The organism is Lysinibacillus sp. RC79 (assembly GCF_041262405.1).
Lineage (GTDB): Bacteria > Bacillota > Bacilli > Bacillales_A > Planococcaceae > Lysinibacillus.
Window position 1 is genome coordinate 24,157 of the sequence record NZ_JBGCCD010000042.1, and the last position, 21,897, is coordinate 46,053.

Annotated in this window: 19 protein-coding genes and 1 other RNA gene; 12 read left to right on the forward strand and 8 right to left on the reverse strand. The window is 35.5% G+C overall.

The features are described from left to right. Positions 1–404: 404 nt before the first annotated feature. Complete coding sequence (locus ABH968_RS25195; protein WP_370048440.1) at positions 405–1,427, reverse strand: GGDEF domain-containing protein; 1,023 nt, start codon at positions 1,425–1,427, stop codon at positions 405–407. 340 nt (positions 1,428–1,767) lie between these two features. Here ABH968_RS25195 and ABH968_RS25200 point away from each other — a divergent pair, with 340 nt between their 5' ends. The 5 genes from ABH968_RS25200 (at position 1,768) to ABH968_RS25220 (ending at position 9,591) form a co-directional block, all read left to right on the forward strand. Then, on the forward strand, positions 1,768–4,797 hold the full coding sequence (locus ABH968_RS25200) for a hybrid sensor histidine kinase/response regulator (protein ID WP_370048442.1): 3,030 nt from the start codon (positions 1,768–1,770) through the stop codon (positions 4,795–4,797). Positions 4,798–5,220: 423 nt separating this feature from the next. Further along, positions 5,221–5,910 carry a response regulator gene (locus ABH968_RS25205; protein WP_370048444.1) on the forward strand — a complete coding sequence of 230 codons (690 nt, stop codon included), beginning with the start codon at positions 5,221–5,223 and terminating at the stop codon, positions 5,908–5,910. Further along, on the forward strand, positions 5,907–6,893 hold the full coding sequence (locus tag ABH968_RS25210) for a sensor histidine kinase (RefSeq protein WP_370048445.1): 987 nt from the start codon (positions 5,907–5,909) through the stop codon (positions 6,891–6,893). The genes ABH968_RS25205 and ABH968_RS25210 overlap by 4 nt, the downstream gene beginning before the upstream one ends. Before the next feature lie 102 nt (positions 6,894–6,995). Next, positions 6,996–7,757: an ABC transporter ATP-binding protein gene (locus ABH968_RS25215; protein ID WP_370048446.1), complete on the forward strand. Its 762-nt coding sequence runs from the start codon at positions 6,996–6,998 to the stop codon at positions 7,755–7,757. After that, positions 7,747–9,591 (forward strand): FtsX-like permease family protein, encoded by a 1,845-nt coding sequence (locus ABH968_RS25220; RefSeq protein WP_370048448.1) that lies wholly within the window; start codon positions 7,747–7,749, stop codon positions 9,589–9,591. Before ABH968_RS25215 ends, ABH968_RS25220 begins: the two co-directional genes overlap by 11 nt. A 570-nt stretch (positions 9,592–10,161) precedes the next feature. Here ABH968_RS25220 and ABH968_RS25225 read toward each other — a convergent pair. Continuing rightward, positions 10,162–10,602 carry a hypothetical protein gene (locus ABH968_RS25225; protein WP_370048450.1) on the reverse strand — a complete coding sequence of 147 codons (441 nt, stop codon included), beginning with the start codon at positions 10,600–10,602 and terminating at the stop codon, positions 10,162–10,164. Positions 10,603–10,775: 173 nt separating this feature from the next. Here ABH968_RS25225 and ABH968_RS25230 point away from each other — a divergent pair, with 173 nt between their 5' ends. Together ABH968_RS25230 and ABH968_RS25235 are read left to right on the forward strand one after the other, a co-directional pair. Further along, the gene (locus ABH968_RS25230) at positions 10,776–11,414 is read left to right on the forward strand and encodes a YfbR-like 5'-deoxynucleotidase (protein WP_370048452.1); all 639 of its coding nucleotides are present in this window, start codon (positions 10,776–10,778) and stop codon (positions 11,412–11,414) included. A 364-nt stretch (positions 11,415–11,778) separates the two neighbouring features. After that, positions 11,779–12,291, forward strand: a complete 513-nt coding sequence (locus tag ABH968_RS25235) for a zf-HC2 domain-containing protein (RefSeq protein WP_370048454.1) — start codon at positions 11,779–11,781, stop codon at positions 12,289–12,291. A 52-nt stretch (positions 12,292–12,343) separates the two neighbouring features. On the opposite strand, the gene ABH968_RS25240 is transcribed toward ABH968_RS25235, so the two are convergent. The 3 genes from ABH968_RS25240 to ABH968_RS25250 form a co-directional block, all read right to left on the reverse strand. Further along, positions 12,344–13,360 carry an anti-sigma factor gene (locus ABH968_RS25240; protein WP_370048455.1) on the reverse strand — a complete coding sequence of 339 codons (1,017 nt, stop codon included), beginning with the start codon at positions 13,358–13,360 and terminating at the stop codon, positions 12,344–12,346. Continuing rightward, on the reverse strand, positions 13,353–13,883 hold the full coding sequence (locus ABH968_RS25245) for a sigma-70 family RNA polymerase sigma factor (protein WP_370048456.1): 531 nt from the start codon (positions 13,881–13,883) through the stop codon (positions 13,353–13,355). The genes ABH968_RS25240 and ABH968_RS25245 overlap by 8 nt, the downstream gene beginning before the upstream one ends. Before the next feature lie 303 nt (positions 13,884–14,186). Then, positions 14,187–14,525 carry a zinc ribbon domain-containing protein YjdM gene (locus ABH968_RS25250; protein WP_370048458.1) on the reverse strand — a complete coding sequence of 113 codons (339 nt, stop codon included), beginning with the start codon at positions 14,523–14,525 and terminating at the stop codon, positions 14,187–14,189. 246 nt (positions 14,526–14,771) lie between these two features. Between ABH968_RS25250 and ssrS the strand changes: the two genes are divergently transcribed. Further along, positions 14,772–14,964, forward strand: a non-coding RNA gene (gene ssrS, locus ABH968_RS25255) — 6S RNA. Between the two features lie 277 nt (positions 14,965–15,241). Here the strand turns inward: ssrS and ABH968_RS25260 are convergent. Continuing rightward, entirely contained in the window at positions 15,242–15,466 is a 225-nt protein-coding gene (locus ABH968_RS25260; protein WP_370048460.1) for a hypothetical protein, read from the reverse strand. 125 nt (positions 15,467–15,591) lie between these two features. Here ABH968_RS25260 and ABH968_RS25265 point away from each other — a divergent pair, with 125 nt between their 5' ends. Both ABH968_RS25265 and ABH968_RS25270 read left to right on the forward strand, forming a co-directional pair. Then, positions 15,592–15,813: a TM2 domain-containing protein gene (locus tag ABH968_RS25265; RefSeq protein WP_370048462.1), complete on the forward strand. Its 222-nt coding sequence runs from the start codon at positions 15,592–15,594 to the stop codon at positions 15,811–15,813. Between the two features lie 556 nt (positions 15,814–16,369). After that, on the forward strand, positions 16,370–16,609 hold the full coding sequence (locus ABH968_RS25270; RefSeq protein WP_370048473.1) for a DUF3923 family protein: 240 nt from the start codon (positions 16,370–16,372) through the stop codon (positions 16,607–16,609). Between the two features lie 135 nt (positions 16,610–16,744). Here the strand turns inward: ABH968_RS25270 and ABH968_RS25275 are convergent, their stop codons facing one another. Continuing rightward, the gene (locus tag ABH968_RS25275; RefSeq protein WP_370048464.1) at positions 16,745–17,926 is read right to left on the reverse strand and encodes a NupC/NupG family nucleoside CNT transporter; all 1,182 of its coding nucleotides are present in this window, start codon (positions 17,924–17,926) and stop codon (positions 16,745–16,747) included. Between the two features lie 797 nt (positions 17,927–18,723). On the opposite strand from ABH968_RS25275, the gene ABH968_RS25280 reads away from it, so the two are divergent. Then, positions 18,724–19,854, forward strand: a complete 1,131-nt coding sequence (locus ABH968_RS25280) for a CamS family sex pheromone protein (protein ID WP_370048466.1) — start codon at positions 18,724–18,726, stop codon at positions 19,852–19,854. 492 nt (positions 19,855–20,346) lie between these two features. Next, the gene (locus ABH968_RS25285) at positions 20,347–20,802 is read left to right on the forward strand and encodes a hypothetical protein (RefSeq protein ID WP_370048468.1); all 456 of its coding nucleotides are present in this window, start codon (positions 20,347–20,349) and stop codon (positions 20,800–20,802) included. Between the two features lie 170 nt (positions 20,803–20,972). Here ABH968_RS25285 and ABH968_RS25290 read toward each other — a convergent pair whose 3' ends face one another. Then, entirely contained in the window at positions 20,973–21,386 is a 414-nt protein-coding gene (locus ABH968_RS25290; RefSeq protein ID WP_370048469.1) for a VOC family protein, read from the reverse strand. Positions 21,387–21,897 lie beyond the last annotated feature (511 nt).

Here is a 21,897-nt window from a genome sequence, read left to right on the forward strand (position 1 = left end):
GATGCCTTTCTATTCATTCAGCCAGTCATGGAAATCAACGTTCTTACCACCATAGCGTGGGGTTGATTTCCATTCCGACTGGGCGTTTTGTTGCTGCCGCTTCGCTTTCGCACAGAGCAAAGCTTCCTAGGGGCGTCCGATGAGCCGCTTGGGCCAACAGATGTTTTTTGCGCGAAAGCGAAGCGGCAGCGGCACCGATGTTGGTCACGAAGGCGTTATCACAGGATGTGATGGTTTTAGCCTTCGTTCCTCTATCGCTAATCCCCAAGGAGTCGCCCAGTCTCCACTCAAATCAACTTATATACATAGCATACGTTTTAACAAATGTTATTTACGTTACCATCCAATCCAGACCTTCATTTAATATTAATTAAAAATTTTTGAGCTTGAATACAATACGATATTCATTTGATTATTTTTTCAGATAGTTCTTCGACGACACAGATACAATTCCTTCCTGACTGCTTCGCCTTATATAATGCCTGATCTGCAATTGTAATGATCTGATTAGCAGTCTTAATATTTGCTGTAAGTGCTGTAATACCGGCAGACATTGTCACTGGCCTTCCACATGCCGTATCTAACAAGGCCTGCTTAATGCGTACATTCTCCGCTAATTCTAAAGCTATATCTATTGTCGTGGATGGCAATATAACCATAAACTCTTCCCCACCATATCGAAAACACATTCCCTGTTCCTCAATGTTCTCCTGCATATGATTTGCGAAAGCTTTTAAAACTTCATCCCCTACAGTATGTCCATAGGTATCATTTATACTTTTAAAATCATCTAGATCTATTAACACTATTGTATGTGGGACTTTATTGATGATTAGCTCATTTAAAATTTGATCCATCCTTCTACGGTTAGGAATTCCCGTTAAGGAGTCTAAATTCAGTTGATTCGTTAAATCAACTATTTTGCTTTCCGAACTTATGAACATGTTTTGTACTACTTTTTTTAACGAATGTGCTTCGTAATACCAATCATCCATTTCTTCAAGCTTCTGTATTTCTTCTCTCTCCACGCTAGTAGAAAGCTTTTTTAAAGGTCGTGCAATTTTGAAAGCAAGCCATACAGCTAATACAAGTACTACGACTATCCATAATAGTAAAGGAACGATTATACTTTTTATGAACGCGCTAAATGAAACAACTCTTTCATCAAGTAACTTGTTAACCACTTGCACCATATAAGGTTCAATCGACTTATCTTGATTTGGTTCCATCAGTTTTTCTTGTACGTAGCTCTCCGTGATTACCGAAACTTCCTTCACATAATTTTCCTGCATGGCAATCTTATTTTGCATAAGAATGTCGTTAAAATTTCGATAGCTACTCCAAATACTAATACTAGAAGTCGCAAGTACAACAATTACCGTCATACTAACAATAACAAACGATAACTTTAACTTGAATTTACCCACAATAGATCATTTCTCCCATTGAGATGATTTTTTGTTCAATTTTTATACGCTTTAACCCGCAAATTATTTATTCCTCCATCATACGTCACGCCTCTTAAAAAAAACTTAAACACTAATGACTCTCCCTCAAAATATGTACTGGACTGCACAGTAAAAGGGGTCTCAAATCTCACGCTACTCACCTCAGGAAAGCAGTAACCTGTAACGGAAATCAGCTCCCCTATTCTTTCTGATTAGTCTGAAAGTATTATTTTTAAAAATTTCTTATTTCCATTTGCTAAATTTCATGGCATGGTAAATATAGTTCTTTTATTACAAGAAGAAAATTTTGGAGGTTCTTATGTCACTCTTGAAAAAAGCGACTATACGACATTCACTTTTCATTATTTTAATTTTTATAGTTCTTACTACACTTCGTTTACTATGGCTAGCATATTTTCTTCCTTCCAGTGAACAACCGATTGCCCGGGAAGGTATATTCGATATACGGGATCAGCAGCTATCCGACGAAGAAGTTCTTAACTTAGATGGTGAATGGCTCTACTATCCCGGATCATTAATAGATCCTTTAAACATTAATACCCAATCATTTGAACAAACTACCCGAACGATTCCCATGCGAGATTCAGATGCAACGACACAACGATATGGCTCATACCGTTTAAAAATATTACTCAATCACAATGCTCCGAAAGATAATCGTTTTGCCGTTCGAATCCCTGCAGTGTCAACTGCTTCAGCATTATATATTAACGGGAAGTTGGTTGAACAATCCGGGAAAGTAGCTACTGATTCACATAGTCATAAAGGCCAAGCCGCTCCTTATACTCTTTACTTTACAAATGAGCAACCTGAAATTTACTTAATTTTACATGTATCTAATTTTGATACATCAATAAGCCCTACCATTGATAAAAGAATTTTATTTGGCTCTGCTTCAGCTATAGAACATCACCAAATGATTAACGATTTATCTCTTGCTACAATTTCAATAACACTCTTATTGTTCACACTTTTTAGTACCCTTGTGTTCTTGTTTATTAATCCAAAGCCAATTGTTTTACTGTTCACAGTAGGCTTTCTTTTGCCCTTAGCAGATGAATTAATTTCATATGATCAATCTATACTCACGTGGTTACATCTCGATTATGTATGGTCATTTAAGCTATCTACTATCATTTATCTCGGGTCTTCATTTTTCTTTGTTCAATTTATGCGTGTTTTACTAGTCAAATATCATCATGCTAAATGCTTTCAGTGGCTCTGTGCTTTCTATGCCCTTTCAGCATTTTTCACTGTCGTCTTACCGATTAATTGGTTATACACAATAAATTCTCTGTACTTTATACTTTATGTCATTTCATTTTTATTTGTAGTAGTACTCGCTTTAAGAGAGTATCTTGAAAATCAAAAACAGAGCACAGCTTTTATTGCATTGACGGCCCTTGGTACAATGAACGGTATCATATGGGCGTATATTAAATCCATCTATGATTTTGATATACCCATGTATCCATTCGATTATCTATTTGTCATACTCGGTTTTTCGGGTTATTGGTTTAAACGCTTTTTTGAAAATCAAGCGCAAATTAATCAATTGATTGCTAAATTACAAAAAGATGACGCATTAAAGGATGAATTTCTATCCAGTAGCTCGCAAAAGCTATGGGATCCCATGAATAAAATGATTACATTAGGACAGTCCATTTATGATAATCCAAACAATAAGCTTATGGCTGATGACAAACAAAACCTAAAGCATCTAATTGATATTGGGAGAAGCATGTCATTCGCATTAAATGACATACTAGACTTCACTCGTTTAAAGGAGGGTAATTTGCACCTTCATAAAAAGAACGTCAGCATTCAGGGTATAGTTTATGGTATTTTTGACATGTTACGCTTTATAACAAGTGGAAAACAGATCCAAATGAATTCAGCGATTCCTAGGGCATTTCCTAATGTAGTGGCCGATGAAAATCGATTGATTCAAATTCTTTTTAATCTCCTACACAATGCCATTAAATATACGAGTGCAGGATCTATAAAAATCAGTGCCCATATAGAAAATAACATGGCTGTTATCCATATTCATGATACTGGGTCAGGAATGGATGACGATATCCAAAGTCGTCTATTTTCCCCTTACGAACAAAGAAATGACAATAATGATGGAATCGGTCTTGGGTTATTAATTTCAAAGAAGCTTATCGAATTGCATGGTGGAACTTTGCAAATACATTCTGTTCCTAACAAAGGATCGGATGTCTATTTCACCTTACCATTAGCAGAGGAAGACTTTAATGAGGAGCAATCCTATATAGAGGAAGAGGATATGCATCTTCCTATTGAAGAACATAATTCATTAGCGACAGTGGAAAAGCAATTTAAAATTTTAATGGTCGATGATGATCCTGTTAACTTAACCATTATGCGTAGTTTATTTACAACTTCTGAATACGCTGTTACTACCGTTACTAGCAGTGAAAAAGTATTAGAAATGCTACAGCAAGACGATTGGGATTTAGTCATTATTGATGCGATGTTACCTTATATATCTGGCTATGCATTAATCGAAATTATTCGAGAACACTACTCATTGCTTGAATTACCTGTCTTAATACTAACAGCCCGTAATTATTCCGAGGATGTCTATACTGGTTTCGCCCATGGTGCAAATGACTATGTGACGAAGCCTATTAATTCTTTAGAGCTAAAGGTCAGGAGTAGAGCCTTAATCGATTTAAAATATAGCATCAATCAACGACTACATTTGGAAACAGCTTGGCTTCAAGCCCAAATACAGCCGCATTTTTTATTTAATACTTTAAATACAATTGCATCACTTAGTACGATCGATACAGATCGAATGATTGACTTAATGCATCATTTCGGTGAATATCTACATGCAAGCTTTGATGTGAGGAATTTACAGCGAGTTGTGCCACTTCAGGATGAGTTAGAGCTAGTACGGTCATATCTCTATATTAATCAGCAGCGTTTTGGGGACTTACTAAACATCGAATGGGATGTTGATGACAATATAAATATTGAAATCCCCCCTATCTCCTTACAAACTTTAGTCGAAAATGCAATTCGTCACGGTGTATTGAAACAAGAAGAAGGCGGTACAGTTTGTATCCGTATAAAAGATTTTTCTGATCATGTGGCAGTAAGTATTATCGATGATGGCGTTGGGATTGACCCAAGTATATTAGATGAACTACAATCCGGCAGCAATTCGCCAAACGCTGGCGTAGGTCTACGTAATACGGATTTACGTCTTAAAAGGATTTACGGACAGAGATTACAAATTAAAAGCACACTAAATGAAGGAACAAATATCACCTTCCATATTCCTAAAAAATAAATAAAAGAGGTCATCACCTTCCCAATAGGGTTTGGTGGTGGCTCTTTTTTATAATTTCAAGTTACAATTACTATATTCAATGAAGAATATTAATGGATTTCTAAAAATCAGGGTACATTAATAAAGAAAGCTACTCAGCATAACGTGAGGTTGATTTCCGTTCCGACTGGGCGCTTTGTTGTTGCTGTCGCTACGCTTTCGCACAGATAAAACAATTGCTGTCGCTTCGCTTTCGCACAGAGCAAAGCTTCCTGGGAGCGTCCGATGAGCCGCTTCACTCGCAGGGCTCGCTCCAGGGTCTCATCTGTGACGCTAATCCCCAAGGAGTCGCCCAGTCTCCACTCCAATCAACCAATATACCTTCATATATTTTAATAAAATAACCACTTTTTTAGTGATAGTCTATAAAGAAAGGTCGATACTATGTACAAAATATACATAATAGAGGACGATATCAATATTTCAAAAATTATTGTGGAGCATTTATCAAAATATCAATTTGAATGCTATACCGTCCAACAATTTAATCATATAGTAGAAGAATTTCAAGCTATTCAACCTCATCTAGTTGTTATGGACATTAACCTGCCAACCTATGATGGGTACTTTTGGTCGCGCAAAATCCGTCAGCTATCCAAATGTCCGATTATCATTGTATCTGCGCGTGTGAATGATATCGATCAAGTGCATGGGATTGAAAATGGAGCGGACGATTTTATCACTAAGCCCTTCTCGCTAGATGTGCTTATGGCAAAAGTGAATGGTCTTATTCGTCGTACATACGGAGAATATGCTTCCTCCGAATCTAATTCAATATCAATTGCTAATACAACATTAAATGCTGATACAGTTCGTCTCTACACCGAAAAACACGAGAGCCTGTTAACGTTAAAAGAGATGCAGCTTAGCAAATTACTATTTGAAGCTTATCCTAATGTTGTTCCTCGTCAAAAATTGTTAAGTGCCATTTGGGATGATGAGTCCTTCGTTGAAGAAAACACTTTATCTGTTAATATTGGCCGATTACGCAAAAAATTCGAGGCTATCCAATCTAGATTAGAAATTAAAACAATCCGTGGACTTGGTTATCAATTAGTGGAGGCAGAAGAATGAAGCTATTCTTTCGAGATCATGTAAGTGTAATCATTCTTTATTGTGTAAGCTTTCTATTATTACCTTGGATCATTCATTCATTGGATGATTTATCTTCACACTATCTTTATTTTATCTTTCTCGTTAGCTTCCTATTTATCATTTGGCTGATCGGTCGTTATTATCGCAGAAAAAAACTCTATACTCATTTACAGAACAACACATTAACGAGCGATGACCTCCATCTGTATGAACCACAGGCTATGATTGAGCAAGCCTACAGCCAAAAACTACGACAAATGCAATATCTATACTTAACACAGCAGCAACATTTAGAGGAGCAAGAAAACGAAAAGCAACTTGTGCTTTCACATTTTGCCCATCAAATGAAAACGCCATTGTCGGTTATTCAACTGCTTATCCAATCTAATGCAAATAGCCAATCCGAGCATTTGCAAACAATTAATCAAGAATGCGATAAGCTGACGTTTACCCTTAATCAGCTACTAACATATGAACGCACGTCCAATCTCGTGGCTGATTTAAAAATAGAAGCACTCTCATTAAAGGAGCTTATGAAGGATGTTGTTAACGATTTAAAGGATTATTTCATTGCTAAAGAAGTTTTTCCAAAAGTGACGCTTGTTGAAGATACTATTATTTATTCAGACCGTAAATGGTTAAAAATTGTACTTTATCAAATCATCAATAACGCCATTAAATACGGCGAGTCTGAAAGTTCTATTCAAATTATTTATGATGAAGCTACTTTACAAATTAAAAACTATGGAGATACGATTCCCGAGAGTGAAATTTCACGTGTCTTTGATTTATTTTATACAGGCGTGAAAGGAAGAACGAACGGTGAGGCAACAGGTATAGGCTTGTATTTAGTGAAAAAAATTTTAACTGTATTAGAGCACCCTTTTACTATACAGTCCCATGAGCGCGTTACTACTTTTTCCATAGACTTTTCAAATAGCGTGAAAAAATCATGCTCGTAATATGACAACTTTGTCATATTGACGTCATTTAACCAAATAGGTAAAATGCTGCTCCTTCTTTATACTTAAGCTATTCAATCGAAGTAAGGGAGTTGTTCAAAGATGGGAAACTCAATCCTACAAGTGACCAATCTGCAAAAAGAATATATCGGAGAAATCACATATAAGGCATTGAATGGCATAGATTTTCAACTTGGTGAGAACGAATTCGTAGCCGTCATGGGGCCTTCAGGAAGTGGAAAAACTACATTTTTAAATAGCGTGTCAACAATCGATCGCCCTACTGCTGGCGAAATTCTTATAAATGGTAGAAATCCATATTCATTAGATGATGAAGAGCTTGCAAAGTTCCGGCGTTCAGAATTAGGCTTTGTCTTTCAAGATTTTAATCTTGTACACACATTAACGGTGAAAGAAAATATTTTATTACCGTTAACTTTAGATAGTATACCTGCCGATAAAATGCAGCAACGACTTCAACATGTATCTCAATTTCTTGGAATTGAAGAGCTTCTTTCAAAACGAATTTATGAAATTTCCGGTGGGCAAAAACAACGTGTAGCTATTGCTCGTGCGGTTATTCACGAACCGAGTTTATTGTTGGCAGATGAACCTACAGGGAATCTTGATTCAAAAGCAGTAAATGATGTCATGAATTTATTTAGTTCTATTCATACAGGACTGAAAACTTCCATTTTAATGGTTACACATGATCCTTATGTAGCGAGCTTCGCAAATCGTATTATATTCATTAAGGATGGTAAATTATATAACGAAATTCATCGCGGTCATAATCGTAAACAATTTTACCAGGAAATCATGGACACACTTGCTTTTTTAGGTGGTGGGCAGCATGAGCTTTAATCATATCGTTATTCAAAATATTTTACGTGATAAATGGACTTATGTTTCGTATTTCCTTAGCAGTATGTTCTCTATCATTATTTTCTTTCTATTTACAGTCATTGTATTTCATCCAAGTCTTGCAAGTTTAGATCCAGACTCAACACTTGGGCTTGCATTAATGTTAGCAAGTATACTCGTCTATTTGTTTTCATTTATCTATATCGCCTATTCCATCATGGCCTTTTTAAAGAAGAAAACAAAAACACTAGGTATTTTTATGATTACTGGTGCATCCATGAAACAAATTCGTACGCTCGTTTTTCGTGAGAATATTCTTATCGGTGTATTGGCGATTATTACTGCAATCATTCTTGGGCTTGTCATTTCGCCTCTCTTCTTAATGGGCGCCAAAGTTGTTTTAAACACAGAAACTTTCGGTATGTATTTCCCTATCAAAGCTATCATGTTAACTATTGGTTTATTCCTTGTATTATTCGTTGTTATTTCAAAAGTAATGACAAGATTTATTAATAAAGAAGCTTCCATTCAACTATTAAAAAGTGATGTTGTCATCGAAGAGTCGATAAAATCACATTATCTTTTATTATTCATTAGCCTAATGATCTCTATTAGTTTAAGTTATTTTTTAAAAATAGATCATGACATTGTAGGTAATCTCGGTGTTCTTTTCTATGTAGTGTTTTTCGTGAGTGTTCTTTGTACAATTTATTTAATCATCTCACAAGGAATGCGCTTCCTGCTAAAGGCTTTTGAGAGATCGTCAGCCTATATGAAACAAACGAATATGCTACTGGCTTCCAATCTGAATGCAAAAATGAAATCACACGCAAATATGCTATTTTTAATCACTATTTTATTAAGCGGTGTATTTTTATGTACAAGCATTTTATTTAGTTCTTACTATAATGTTGAAAAAGATAGTGAGGCGAATTATCCTTACAGTTTTCAGTATATTGCCACTCCTAAGGCTGATCCAAGTAGGATAAAAGCTGATATTGAAAGTATTGGAAAACAATTATCCACAGTGGATTTACAAAAATATTTTATTGAATTTAAATCGAATGAAGATCAACGACTCGGTTATATGTCCGTTTCCGATTATAACTTGTTACACAATGAAAAGGTTAGCTTAGGTGCAAATGAATTTATAGCAGTTGCTGGTAACCGTAAAACATTACCAATTACTAATGTAAATGATGACAAATATCTAAAGCAATTTAAGCTTGTATCTGTAAATGAAAAAAATCTATTAACAACAGGTTTCCAACAAACGTATTTTATTGTGCCTGATGAAGTTTATAACAGCATCAAATATCCTGTCTACAAAACCTATTTATTTGAGCTAGACAATTGGACGGCACATACAGAGTTAGCGAAAAAAATCATTGAGGATTTCCCACATATATATGAGGAACGTTATGTAACTTCAAAAATCGAATTGTATGACGCAGAGATGTTTACAAAAAGTGTTATGTTCTTTATCGGCTCTATGTTGAGTTTGATTTTCTTAAGTGCGGCTATGAGTATACTCTACTTCTATTTACAAACGACACTTCTTCAAGAAAAAGAAAAGTATGTAGGCATACGAAAACTTGGACTATCTAAAAAAGAGTTATTCACTGTTGTTTCTAAAGAGCTGGCAATCCTTATATTTGTACCATTCGCAATAGCCACTACAATGTTATTTGCTACATTATTTGCTATGCGAAAAATGGTTTCAACATCGTTTTTACAAGTCTCAATGATGAGCTCTTTATGCTTCTTTGCCCTGTTCTTCGTTAGTTTTATATTTATTCGCAAAAGCTATTTCAAACGCTTGCTTAGCAATTGATGAAAAAAATTCGCACTCCTCTCAGGGTGCGAATTTTTCATATTGTTGAAAAACTATTATGTCAATGAAATAAAGTATGGCACTTCGGCAAAACGAGTGATTGATTTCCGTTCCGACTGGGGCTTTGTCGCTGACGCTTCGCTTTCGCACAGATAAAACATTTGTCGCTGACGCTTCGCTTTCGCACAGAGCAAAGCTTCCTGGGGGCGTCCGATGAGCCGCTTCACTCGCGTTGCTCGCTCCAGGGTCTCGGGCCAACAGATGTTTTTTGCGCGAAAGCGAAGCGGCAGCGGCACCGAGGTTGGTCACGAAGGCGTTATCACAGGATGTGATGGTTTTAGCCTTCGTTCCTCTATCGCTGATCCCCAAGGAGTCGCCCAGTCTCCACTCCAATCAACCACTTCACATAGCATGTATCTTCTGGCATGTCACTCTAATTTATAGTGATAAAACGAAACTTCAGCAACAGATGTTTTTTGTGCGAAAGCGGAGCGGCAGCAACAGATATTTTTTGTGCGAAAGCGGAGCGGAAGCAACATTCACAAAACTTAGGGTGCGATTTTTTATCCTTTACCAAAGTACAGGCTTTGCTACCATTAGCCATAACATGATTAGCAATAACAAAATGTACATCCATGCTTTACGATGTAGCAATGAAGCAAATTTTTGCTGGTCATAGGCAGGTGTATCAAATGTCTGTAAAGTCGGTTTGAACGCTCTTGCTAAAAAAACAATGGAGGCCAACATCACGAGAAAAGTAAGAACAATCCACGAGGTACTCCATTGATAGCCCGCATGCCACATTAATAAAATACCGGATGCAACAAGAACATGCCCCGAATGCTTGACGATCGTAATGGCTCCTTTAAAAGCCTCAATATATGGTGACATTTCAACATGAGATGCTGTACGCATTTTCTTAACAATTGTTAAAACAACGAACAAAGGCCCAATCGAAAGGATAGCACTTAAAATATGTATGTAAAGAAGAAGTGTATAAATTGAAATCATGGTGCATACTCCCCTTTTAATCAGTTCCCCTCATTATAGCACTCAACATCAGCGTGCTTTATCATCAATTGTGAATCATTTGTAAACGCAAATTGAATCATTGTAAAATATGTTTGAAATTTGCACAAAGAGGGTATGGATTATAGTAACATGCACATATAGACCAAAAAGGAGTGATTTTTATAGGAATTCATCAATTTTTTACAAGTCTTAACGACTTAGAGCGAATTATTCGTTGCCCTGGACGCTTCAAATTTGAGGAGCACAATGTGGCTGCTCACTCTTGGAAGGTATCGCAGTATGCGATGTTCTTTGCCACACTTGAAGAAATGAATGGAGCTACGGTCAATTGGAAATCATTATATGAAAAAACCATCAACCACGACTTTGCTGAAGTATTTATCGGTGATATTAAAACTCCAGTAAAGCATGCGAGCCCAGAGCTTAAGCAAATGCTTGCACATGTGGAAGAAAAAATGATGGAGAAATTTATTATTGATGAGATCCCACAAGAGTTTCAGACTGTCTTCTTTGAGCGCATGAAAGAAGGTAAGGATAAAACTATAGAAGGTCTCCTACTTGAGTTTGCTGATAAGCTTGACCAATTCTACGAAGCCTTTGCTGAATTAAAACGTGGAAACACAGATAAAGAATTTGTGCATATGTATCAATCAGCCCTTTCCAAGATTTTAACTATTCCTCTTGAAGCGTCGGTTCACTATTTCCGTACTGAGATTCTGAAGGATGCTGTGAAGGAAAAAACACATATTGATATTCAAGCTTTGACCAATGAAGTATTAACATCAAATTAATAGGGTGCATGTAAGTTTTCCGAACGAATTAACTCACGGAAGGCTTTTTTTATTTTCATCAATTATGCCTTGGCATAATTGCGTCTGGAATCGGCTTTGTGCCTAGGCCTGCGTGATGCAGGTCAGTTAGCCGTTATCGCATGGATGCGATGATTTTAGGCTAACATCCTATGTGAACTCCTTTCCGATTCCGTGACATCCGCCGGAGGCATTAACTTCTTTCAGCGGATGTTTTTTGTACCGAAAGCGTAGCGACAGGTACAGATGTTTGGACACCCGCTGAAAATTAACTTAAACCCGCATTCATCTGCTGAAAGAAGTTAAAAAGTCGTATAATGGAAGGAGATCGATCGGAGGGAAGCTTTTGTCACAGGAATGTTCAATTGTAGAGGATTTATTACCTTTGTATAAAAAACAAGCGCTCCAAGCAACTACTGTAGAATTTATCGAACAACATTTAGCTACTTGTGAGCATTGTCGGCAGCTCGCTACTTCAAAACAATCACTAGGCTATCATTTATTAATGAAAAGAACGATAACGTTTTTCCATCTTGTTTTTATCGTACTATCCTTTATGTTTGCCATTAACTCTTCCTTACTGGGCAATCAAACAAGCTTTGCTATATGTTACGCGATTTTTGGCTGCCTTACTTATTTCTTTTATAAAAATATTTGGATTGTTTTTGCCATCAGCTCTGTGCCTGTTTTCGTATGGGCCATTATTAACAATATTAATAATTCACTCTATGTCACCCACTACTCCTTAACGGAAATTGGGGCACTGTTGATTGGAGCTAGCTACATAGCCCTTTTACATACTATTTTTGCACTAATTGGTGCTGGTTTTGCTATTCTATTTCGTAGGTTTACAAAATAATGTTACACCAGCAGAAAGAAGTTGTCTCAAGTATCTGAGACAACTTCCTTCATCACCAATTATACCCATTCATAAGTTCAACATCCCCTAGCATTTCATTAGAAATACCTTCTAGATCTTGAAGCATCCATAGTTGCTTTGTCGGTCCTGTTACAACAGCACCATAAGCTTGAAATCCATTCTTTTTAATATAATCATAGCGTTCTTGCAAATGGTGTAAACCGAGAAATCCTTCGTAATAGCTTTTCTTTTCATTTTTCAATAGTTTTTCCATATTTCTTACCATCCAACGCTGGCTATCTTTCACATTACTTGAAAAGTTACTTGATAAGTCCTGTGCTTCAGATATATGTGAATAATCATCACTAACTGTTAAGCCCCCTGATAGCCCGATTCTATCATAAATTGTAATTGTACCACTGGAGCGGCCAGAAGCAGTTGGTTCAAAGGATTTAAACTCACCTGTATATAATGGCATCCAAACGATTCGGACGTCGTACGGAGCAAGCATTTTTACCAATTTTATAGGCTCTTTAAAGGATGAAATCGAAAATGCCATTTCCGCCACAGTCCCTTCAGGTAATTCTTCTAATATCTTCCATATATTATTATTAAGTTGAGATGAGGTTGCTTTTCCCGTTACCGGATCTTCGGGTAAATTAAAATTAAATTGTTGTGATGTATTTGTCGACGGTAAGTCCATACTCAGAGATGAATTAGAATTCATTATAGATTTTTCAACATGCATTTCGCCGACTACTACCTTTTCCTTTCCTACCTGCTTCTCTAGAGGATAGCTAAATTTTTGCGTCAGAAATGGTGTTATTTCAGCAGGCGAACCCATAGAATATTGACCTTTCATATTTGGATTTAGCCATTCAAGTACTATTAAAGAGTTATAAGCATGTTTAAGATCTGGACGCGTTTTATCAAAAACGATGGACACCCCTATTATATAGAGAGCATAAATAAAGAAGCATATTAGCAATACACGTAGTACTCGAAATGTTAATGTAAAACGGTATTTTCGTAAAATCTTTTTTTCATTCTCCTGCGACCACTCAGTCATGTTGAAAACCTCCATTCTTTTTCACTATTTCTTCCAATCTTTTGCGGGCACGATGCAAAAGTATTTTCACCTGCCCCTCAGAAAGTTCTAGTGCCTCCTGCAATTCTAAGTAGGTGAATTGTTCATATTCACGTAAATATAAAATCGTTCGGTAATTTTCAGGCAAAAATTTCAGCAACGCCTGTACATCTTCTGTCACTTCTTGCGTTAAAAAATCCTCTTCTGGTAACCCATACGGACTTAGCATTTCATCTTTCCAAAATAAGTTTGCAAATGGAATAGTCCTTCGCCTTTTCTGCTTACGCCATTCATCTAAATACGTGTTCCGTGCAACTTTGAATAACCACGCTCTCACATCCTCCTCTTTATAAAACGACAGCGATATCGTAGCTCGTACAAATGTTTCTTGCACTAAATCTTCCGCTATATGCACTGATCCAGACATCTTCAGCAGGAAATAATATAACGATTTCGCGTATTTTTCATAAAGTTGCTCAAGCTCGTTTTTCCGCTGTCTGTCCATGGCATGCCATCCCCTCGTTTCGCTATTTCACAAGTAAAACGTATATCTTTTCTAAATGTTACAGTAATTACTAAAAATTTTTTATTAAAATCAATTTCGCCTTGGCGTAATTGCGTCCGGATTTTGAATTGTGCCCACACAATTCATTCCTTTCAAAATCCGTGACATCCGCCGGAGGCTTTATTTTTATTCAGTAGGTGTTTAGACACCTACTGAATAAAAATAAAAAAAGAGTCGTTTTTTTGAATAGCTTCCCAACATCATTTCCTAGTTGGGTGCTTCATTTTCACGACTCTTTTTTACTTATGCTTTTTTTACGAACTCAGACTTTAATTTCATTGCACCAAAGCCATCGATTTTACAATCAATATTGTGATCGCCTTCAACGAGACGAATACTTTTCACCTTTGTCCCAATTTTTAATGTTGAAGAACTACCCTTAACCTTCAAATCCTTAATAATTGTAACTGAATCACCGTCTGCAAGTAGATTGCCATGAGCATCCTTTACGATTAACGTATCTGTCTCCTGCTCCGTTACATCAGTGCTCCACTCATGCGCACATTCTGGACATACAAAGTTCGATCCATCCTCATATGTGTATTCAGAATTACATTTCGGACAATTTGGATAAGCTGCCATTTCCGCTTCCTCCCTATACTGTTTTGCTAGGTAAACCCTATATATTCTCCTATCTTTACATACTTCGTACTATTAAGTAAAGGATGTTCGTATTTTTCGTTCGTATTTGTGAAAAATGTTTGAATCTGTTTTATGCTTTTGGAGATATTTCATTCTGGATAAGTATGATTTGGGACACTTGCCCATTGACTTTTTTGTACAAACCATCTTACTTGCAAGATCGTTTAACATGCCTTATTATATCCTTAAAGGCTGCATTGTTCGTATAATATTAAGTTTTAACCTTTAAGCTGTAAAAGGGAGTTTTATTATTGGAGTTGGAATGACGGGCCTCACACCAAGGTGCATGAGGATAAGCAGGAAAGCTTCTGCGAACACCCACTTTGAGGAGTGGTGGTTTAAAACTTTCTATAATAACTACGGCATACGCGGCTTTTTAATTTAATCATACAGCCACAAGGCTTTGAAGCATTTCTCTCATAGTGAAAACTATGGGAGATTTTTTGTTATGGGGAAAAAGCGAGAAATTGTTGAGAGAATTAAATATTCTACGGTTTTTACTCTATGGTTTATATCTAATCAAGATACTTATATTTAATTACAATATTTACAAAAGAAAAAGCAAATACATTATGAAACACATTTACTTTTTTCATTTTATTAAAATTCATCATTAAGTAATCCTTGCATTGCAATTATACGATGCTCACCTAATATTATTTTCCTCTTTTGCCTCTCAATTCTAACATTTCTTTTCTAAATGCAGCTTCTTCTTCAAGAGAAATTTTACTAGTTAACTCTTCCATATACTTAATTGCTGCTTTAGCTAACGCTTCTCCCGATAACACTTCACCGATTGGTTCACGAGTAGCAAAATATTGGTCAATATCGACTGGTTTATGATTGTTATCGGCAAATTTTCCGTACCTAATAAACAGCAATGAATAACACTCTGGTTAACTATGGTTGGCACTTATTTCAAGTAGAGAAAAGCGTAAAAGAATGATAGACTTTTGAATGGAAATGTAGTTAATTATTACTACATAAAGAAAGGTGATTGATAAAAATGCAACAACAAACTTCAGAAAAAAACTATATAGTAATGATTTTACTATGTTTCTTTTTAGGTAGTCTAGGAATACATCGCTTCTACGCAGGTAAAATAGGTACTGGTATTTTAATGATTATAACTTTGGGTGGACTAGGTATCTGGACATTGATCGATTTTATTATGATTATTATCGGCAAATTCAAAGATAAAGAAGGAATGGAAATAAAACCTTCTTAACAATAATAAATAAGGCGTTGGTTAACTGCGGTTAGCTGGCGCTTTTTTTAATGGAGAAATGTTGTTTAATAAATCGTAGATGTCAGGGAGGATTGATATGCGCCCTATGTGTCTCCTGTGGCCGCTTTTATACTCTTTCTCTGATAAATGCTATCCCTTGCCTTTTAATACGGGGAATATACACATCTAAATCAATTTCTTTTCACTCATCTGACATTTTAATCATACAGCCACAAGGCTTTAGAACGAATCACTCTCCATTATTGGAGGGTGATTTTTTTTAATCAAAATGAGCTAATATTTGTTGTCTGTTTTTTTGTTCATATTTAATTCGTCATTTATTTTTGTAAATTATAAGGAAATCAGTCTTAAGGCTGAGAGGCAGCACCACCTAAAGTTCGTTTCCAGTAAAAAGGAAAAGTGTTACAATTAAAAAACATTTATCGGAGCATTAAGATTCATCGCCAAAAGTATGGATGACGTTTATTAAGGAGCGTAAAGTTATGGTAGTAAACCAAATACAATTATGAATAGAAAGGAGATATTTATTTTGAGTATGAAAATATGGTGGGCTATAAATATTGTATGGCTATTCATTTTTGCTGCTGGGGCCATATTTATTGGAGTAAGAGAAGTTGATTATGCAGGGGTAGTTCAAACTCCTGAAGTTAGAATGGTCTCATTCATTGTTTTGGGTATTGTATTTTTGATTGTTGCACTATTTCAACTAATACTACTCATTTTTATTCATTTTGTTAGAAAAGGTACAACCTCTCCAACAAAAAGACTATCATAACAACGGTGGTCTTTGTAATTTTCTAAGTCACTTAAATGAAGTGCAAATAACCACACACTTTAATCATAAAAAAACTGCACTCCAATAGATGTGTCTATCAATTGGAGTGCAGTCAACTGCTTCTTTTTTTATAAATTAAATAACGAAACCAACAATTGTGGCCGTTAAGATACTAACGAGCGTAGCTCCATACAACAACTTTAAGCCAAAACGAGCAACTACATTCCCCTGCTTTTCATTCAAACCTTTTACTGCTCCGGCAATAATACCGATAGATGAAAAGTTTGCAAAGGATACAAGAAAGACTGAAATAATAGCCAGTGTATGTGCACTCATAGACTTAGCTACTTCTCCAAGGCTTATCATCGCAACAAATTCATTCGTTACTAATTTTGTTGCCATAATTCCTCCAGCAGTAATAGCATCTGCCCACGGTACACCCATTAGGAATGCTATTGGTGCAAAGATATAACCTAAAATGTCTTGGAAGGATGTACCGAAAATCATATCAAATAGTGAATTGATTAAATCCATTAATGCTACGAAACCGATAAGCATAGCGCCAACAATGATGGCTACTTTAAATCCATCCATGATGTATTCTCCGAGCATTTGGAAGAAAGATTGCTTATGCTCATCTTCAATTTTTAAAATATCTTCGCTTTCTTCTACTGTATACGGATTAATGATCGAAACAATAATAAATCCACCAAACAAGTTCAACACAATCGCCGTTACAACATATTTTGGTTCAATCATAGTCATATATGCTCCAACAACTGACATAGAAACGGTCGACATTGCTGACGCGCATAATGTATACATTCGCTGTGGGCTAATCTTATCTAATTGTTTTTTTACAGTAATGAATACTTCAGATTGACCTACCATTGCAGAAGCAACAGCATTATATGATTCTAATTTCCCCATACCACTTACTTTACTTAAAAGTAAACCTATCCATTTCATGATGAAAGGAAGAATTTTAAAATGCTGTAAGATCCCTATCAATACAGATATAAAAATAATTGGTAATAACACATTTAGGAAGAAGGAATACTCTCCTTTATTCGCTAAACCACCAAAAACAAAAGTTATGCCTGTACTTGCGTAAGACAATAAATGATCAAATACTTTTGTAAAACCTTTGATTAGAACATAACCAAATTTTGTATTTAGTAGTAATGCTGCAAGTATAAATTGGATGATTAACATAATAATTATGTTTTTATATTTTATTTCTCTTTTGTTTTTACTCATTAACAGAGCTAAACCAAAAACAAGTAGCAATCCACAAACGGATATTAAGTATCTCATGAGTTCCTCCATAAATATATTGATAATTTTGGGCGTTCGATATCTGAAACTACAAATCCCTCTTTTGCTCATTATGTTCCATTATTGAAACTTGAATAACAACCATAGATCTTAAAACTGAAAATACGTAGATAGTCAGACGTCAGACAAATAACTTCACTATACATTGTTTTCACTATCAATTCAATAGTTAAAAGAAAAAAACTATGCCAGAAAGTAAACGATTACAAAATCATCGTTTTATAAAAAAAGACCATCATAAATGATGGCCTCAGCTTACTACAAGTTTTTGTAAACTTTATTCAAATTATACTGATTTATAAGGATAAATTGCTGTCCATAAATCCGAATTATTTTACATGAAAATACCAATAATCAATTTACCTACTATAAAGTGACCTTTAATCTACCCATTCACCCACGAAACCTTTTTATGATTATTCAATATATAAGGATTTAGGTATTAGCATTTCAATTTCTGTATAAAATTTAATGCTTAAAATAAATTATTTCACTTATTATCAAAAGACAGTTTTTAAACTCTAAAAAATTCATTTTTCCGATGCCTCCGATAATTTTTGATTAATAAAAAATTAGAGTGTAAGGTGAGTTTTGATTTTATGACGTACTGAAACAGATGATTATGTCGATTATCTGTTTTTTCATTATATACTTTTACCAAAATCTCACTTAAAATGGAAATATAAAGATATATATTACATACATAAAAAGAACTGAAGTTATCGTAACTTTTGATACGCGATTAATTATATAAGAATCAGTAAGGAGTATATTAAATGAATATAAAGAAGAGGATGTTGTTTTTTCTATCACCGCTATTTCTTTTAGCTTCTTGTAGTGACGATGATCAAGCTATTAAAAATGATGAGAAAATGTATGCATCATCAATTCAACAAAAGGAAATATATGAAATTAAACAACCTGCAAAATCTAATGTTTCAAGAGGGTTGATACTTAGTAATATGAACAATTCATTAAACGTCAGTGAAATTGAAATAGGATTAATGGATTTATCAGTCAATCACTTTCCTACAAAGAAGTTTTATATGCAGGAAGGTCAATATTTAGATGGTAAAATTATAAATAAATGGTTAGATAGAAAATCAAAAGAAGGTTTTGGTTTAAACCCACCTATAAAAAAAAGTACTGGAGATGTTTTAGAGGATGAAAAAAATAATCCTAAAATATTATCTCATGTCTTAGAACAAAATTTTGTTAACAAAGAAAACGGAAAAGTAGAAGGAATGTCTTTAGCCATATCCTTAAATGAATTTTATGACATTAGAGTACATGACGATAAAGGCTTAACTTATACAGATCAAGTTAAAGTCGATACGAACGAAGATAATGTTAACGACGTAGAAAATTACGGTAAGGAAATAGCCGGAACTATAATAGAAAATATAAGAAATGATAATAAAATTCCTAATATCCCTATTTATTTAACTTTATATCAAGAATCCAATAAAAACGATATAATTCCAGGAATATTTTTAGCTCAAACATTTATTCCTGAAGGAGAGGGTAAAATAGATAAATGGACTGGTATAGATATAAAAAATTATACATTCCCTTCAGATTCACTTTATAGTTTAGACAAAGATACTTATAGTAAATTATTAATTTTTAAAGAAGATATTCAAGAAAGCTTTAAACATTTAAATCCTAAAATAGTTGGTAAACTTCGATATGAAAACGGGAATTTAACTGAATTAAAAATAGATGTTAATGTGCCTTTAATAAATGATACTGAATTGATAGGTCTTTTACAGTTGACTAGTACTAAATTGAATACTATTTTATTTGATTATATTCCAATTTCTATTCGTATTATAGATCAAAACCAAGATATTGGGATTGTCCTCTGGGATCCAACTGAAAAACAGATTTATGTAACTCCATTGTAATTTAACTTCTTTCAGCAATTATTTTCTGTAGCGAAAGTGAAACGACGGTTACAGAAGTCTCCACCTCTATAGGTGGTGAGATGAATGCGGGTTTAAGTTACTTTTCATCGGGTGTCCAAACATCCGCTGAAAAGAGGAACTCAGGCTAAGAACTTCACATCCTGTGAAAACGCCTGAGTGACCAACGTTGTGTTGGCCTAAAGCCTCCGGCGGATGTCACGGAAATCGGAAAGGAGTTCATAAAGGATGTTAGCCTAAAATCATCGCATCCATGCGATAACGGCTAACTGACCTGCATCGGTAAAAACGCCACGTCCTGTGGCATCACCGAAATGACCGACATCGTGTCGGCCCTCGTGCATGCCTAAGCACAAAGCCGATTCCGGACGCAATTATGCCGGGGCATAATTGATTTTTTTATTACCTTCCTTCTTTTTGTATAATTCACCTCCATTTTGCGCATATATGGTAGTAACAAGGGAGGTTATTACATTGAAGAAGTTATTTTATTTGTTTTTATTAGCCACACTTTTATTATCAGCTTGCGGAAAAAATACCGCTCCAAAGGAAGTTGCTGTCGATAAAAATACTTCCGTTGAAGATATAGTAGGAGCTATCGTTAAAAATAAATTCACTGTTGAAGAAAAGAATGGTACGGTATCAATCTCCATTCAAGATACAGATGTGAAAAAAGGTATGAAAAGTCAAATGCTGAAGGATTCCACTAAAATATTTGCAGAGCTATCTAAGCTAAAAAGTGTTAAAACTCCAGCTATTAATTGGTATGCCCCGTTAACGGCACATAATGGGGATAAATCTATGACAGAGCTTTTGAATATTTACTTTAGTGAAGAAGATTTTAGAAAGGCTAATTGGGCAAACTATACCCAGCTAGATATTGAATCCATTGCTACTCATTATCATCAAAATGCTGCTTTAGGACAATAGAACATCTCAATAACGATACCCCTCCATGTATAACGAAGGGTATCGTTTTTTATTTACTAATTGCTTCAGACAAAAGTTTTTTTGCCAGTTGCCTTTCCATCTTTCAATATTAAAGGCCGCAACAAAATACCATACTGGGTATAAAAACGTAAGCTCGTCCGTTTATCTATTTAAATACCCTCTGTGTTCATCAATACAAGACGCCAGCCATCAGGATCTTCAATTGTGACACCTTTTTCAGCCCAATATTGATTTTCTGGCTCTACATCAGGGTAGCCCATTTGCAATAATCGTTCCGCAATACGTTGTATGGTTGAACGATTTGGAATATACAATACGAGCAGGTTATCCTTTGTTGGTGCTGGGCAAGGGCTTCCTTCAATATGCTCTGTAAATTCTAAATGATAGTCAGCATTCGGAAGGCCAATCATGATACCATTGTAGCCTCGATGTCCTGAAAAAGAGCCGATTTTTTCTAACCCCACGCCTTCGCAATAGAATTCTTCAATTTCCTTTAATTTATCAGTTGGCCTAGCAACGCGCACCTGTGCCACCTGTAATTCATCTGACCATTGTTGTCTCATAGGTATTTTCCTCCTTTTCAATCATTGTATAATTGTAAAATATAGCTTGAGAACAGCCAATAGTCTGAAAAATCTCAATCAACTTTAATGCACTTCAGAAATACCCGCGCTTGAAGGCAAAATACCCGCGATATCGGTTAAAATACCCGCGAATTGGAGACAAATACCCGCGCAATCTGTGTAAATACCCGCGAAGCGACAAGTCCTTTCAAAAATCACAAGTATATCCTTTGATTGACACTCCGAATGAAAAATAACCAGCCCTTTCAAAGAACTGGTTACATTCAATCACTTTACCCCGCATTAACGGGCAGTAATTGTGTACCGAAAGAGAAGCATCGGGTACAACCTCGAGATTAAACGGAAGCAAAAAAGTTATGGGAAGTTAACTGCCCGTAAACGCCCGATTGGTGAAGAATCGAGTAGGAGACTAGCCATTAATTGACTAGTCGACCTCTCCCACCACCGTACGTACGGTTCCGTATACGGCGGTTCGAAAGTTTTATGGGTT

Coding starts and splice junctions, on each gene's coding strand:
- ABH968_RS25200 (WP_370048442.1), top strand. CDS start 1,768: ATGTCACTCTTGAAAAAAGCGACTATACGACATTCACTTTTCATTATT.
- ABH968_RS25205 (WP_370048444.1), top strand. CDS start 5,221: ATGTACAAAATATACATAATAGAGGACGATATCAATATTTCAAAAATT.
- ABH968_RS25210 (WP_370048445.1), top strand. CDS start 5,907: ATGAAGCTATTCTTTCGAGATCATGTAAGTGTAATCATTCTTTATTGT.
- ABH968_RS25215 (WP_370048446.1), top strand. CDS start 6,996: ATGGGAAACTCAATCCTACAAGTGACCAATCTGCAAAAAGAATATATC.
- ABH968_RS25220 (WP_370048448.1), top strand. CDS start 7,747: ATGAGCTTTAATCATATCGTTATTCAAAATATTTTACGTGATAAATGG.
- ABH968_RS25225 (WP_370048450.1), bottom strand. CDS start 10,602: ATGATTTCAATTTATACACTTCTTCTTTACATACATATTTTAAGTGCT.
- ABH968_RS25240 (WP_370048455.1), bottom strand. CDS start 13,360: ATGACTGAGTGGTCGCAGGAGAATGAAAAAAAGATTTTACGAAAATAC.
- ABH968_RS25245 (WP_370048456.1), bottom strand. CDS start 13,883: ATGGACAGACAGCGGAAAAACGAGCTTGAGCAACTTTATGAAAAATAC.
- ABH968_RS25250 (WP_370048458.1), bottom strand. CDS start 14,525: ATGGCAGCTTATCCAAATTGTCCGAAATGTAATTCTGAATACACATAT.
- ABH968_RS25265 (WP_370048462.1), top strand. CDS start 15,592: ATGCAACAACAAACTTCAGAAAAAAACTATATAGTAATGATTTTACTA.
- ABH968_RS25270 (WP_370048473.1), top strand. CDS start 16,370: ATGAAAATATGGTGGGCTATAAATATTGTATGGCTATTCATTTTTGCT.
- ABH968_RS25275 (WP_370048464.1), bottom strand. CDS start 17,926: ATGAGATACTTAATATCCGTTTGTGGATTGCTACTTGTTTTTGGTTTA.
- ABH968_RS25280 (WP_370048466.1), top strand. CDS start 18,724: ATGAATATAAAGAAGAGGATGTTGTTTTTTCTATCACCGCTATTTCTT.
- ABH968_RS25290 (WP_370048469.1), bottom strand. CDS start 21,386: ATGAGACAACAATGGTCAGATGAATTACAGGTGGCACAGGTGCGCGTT.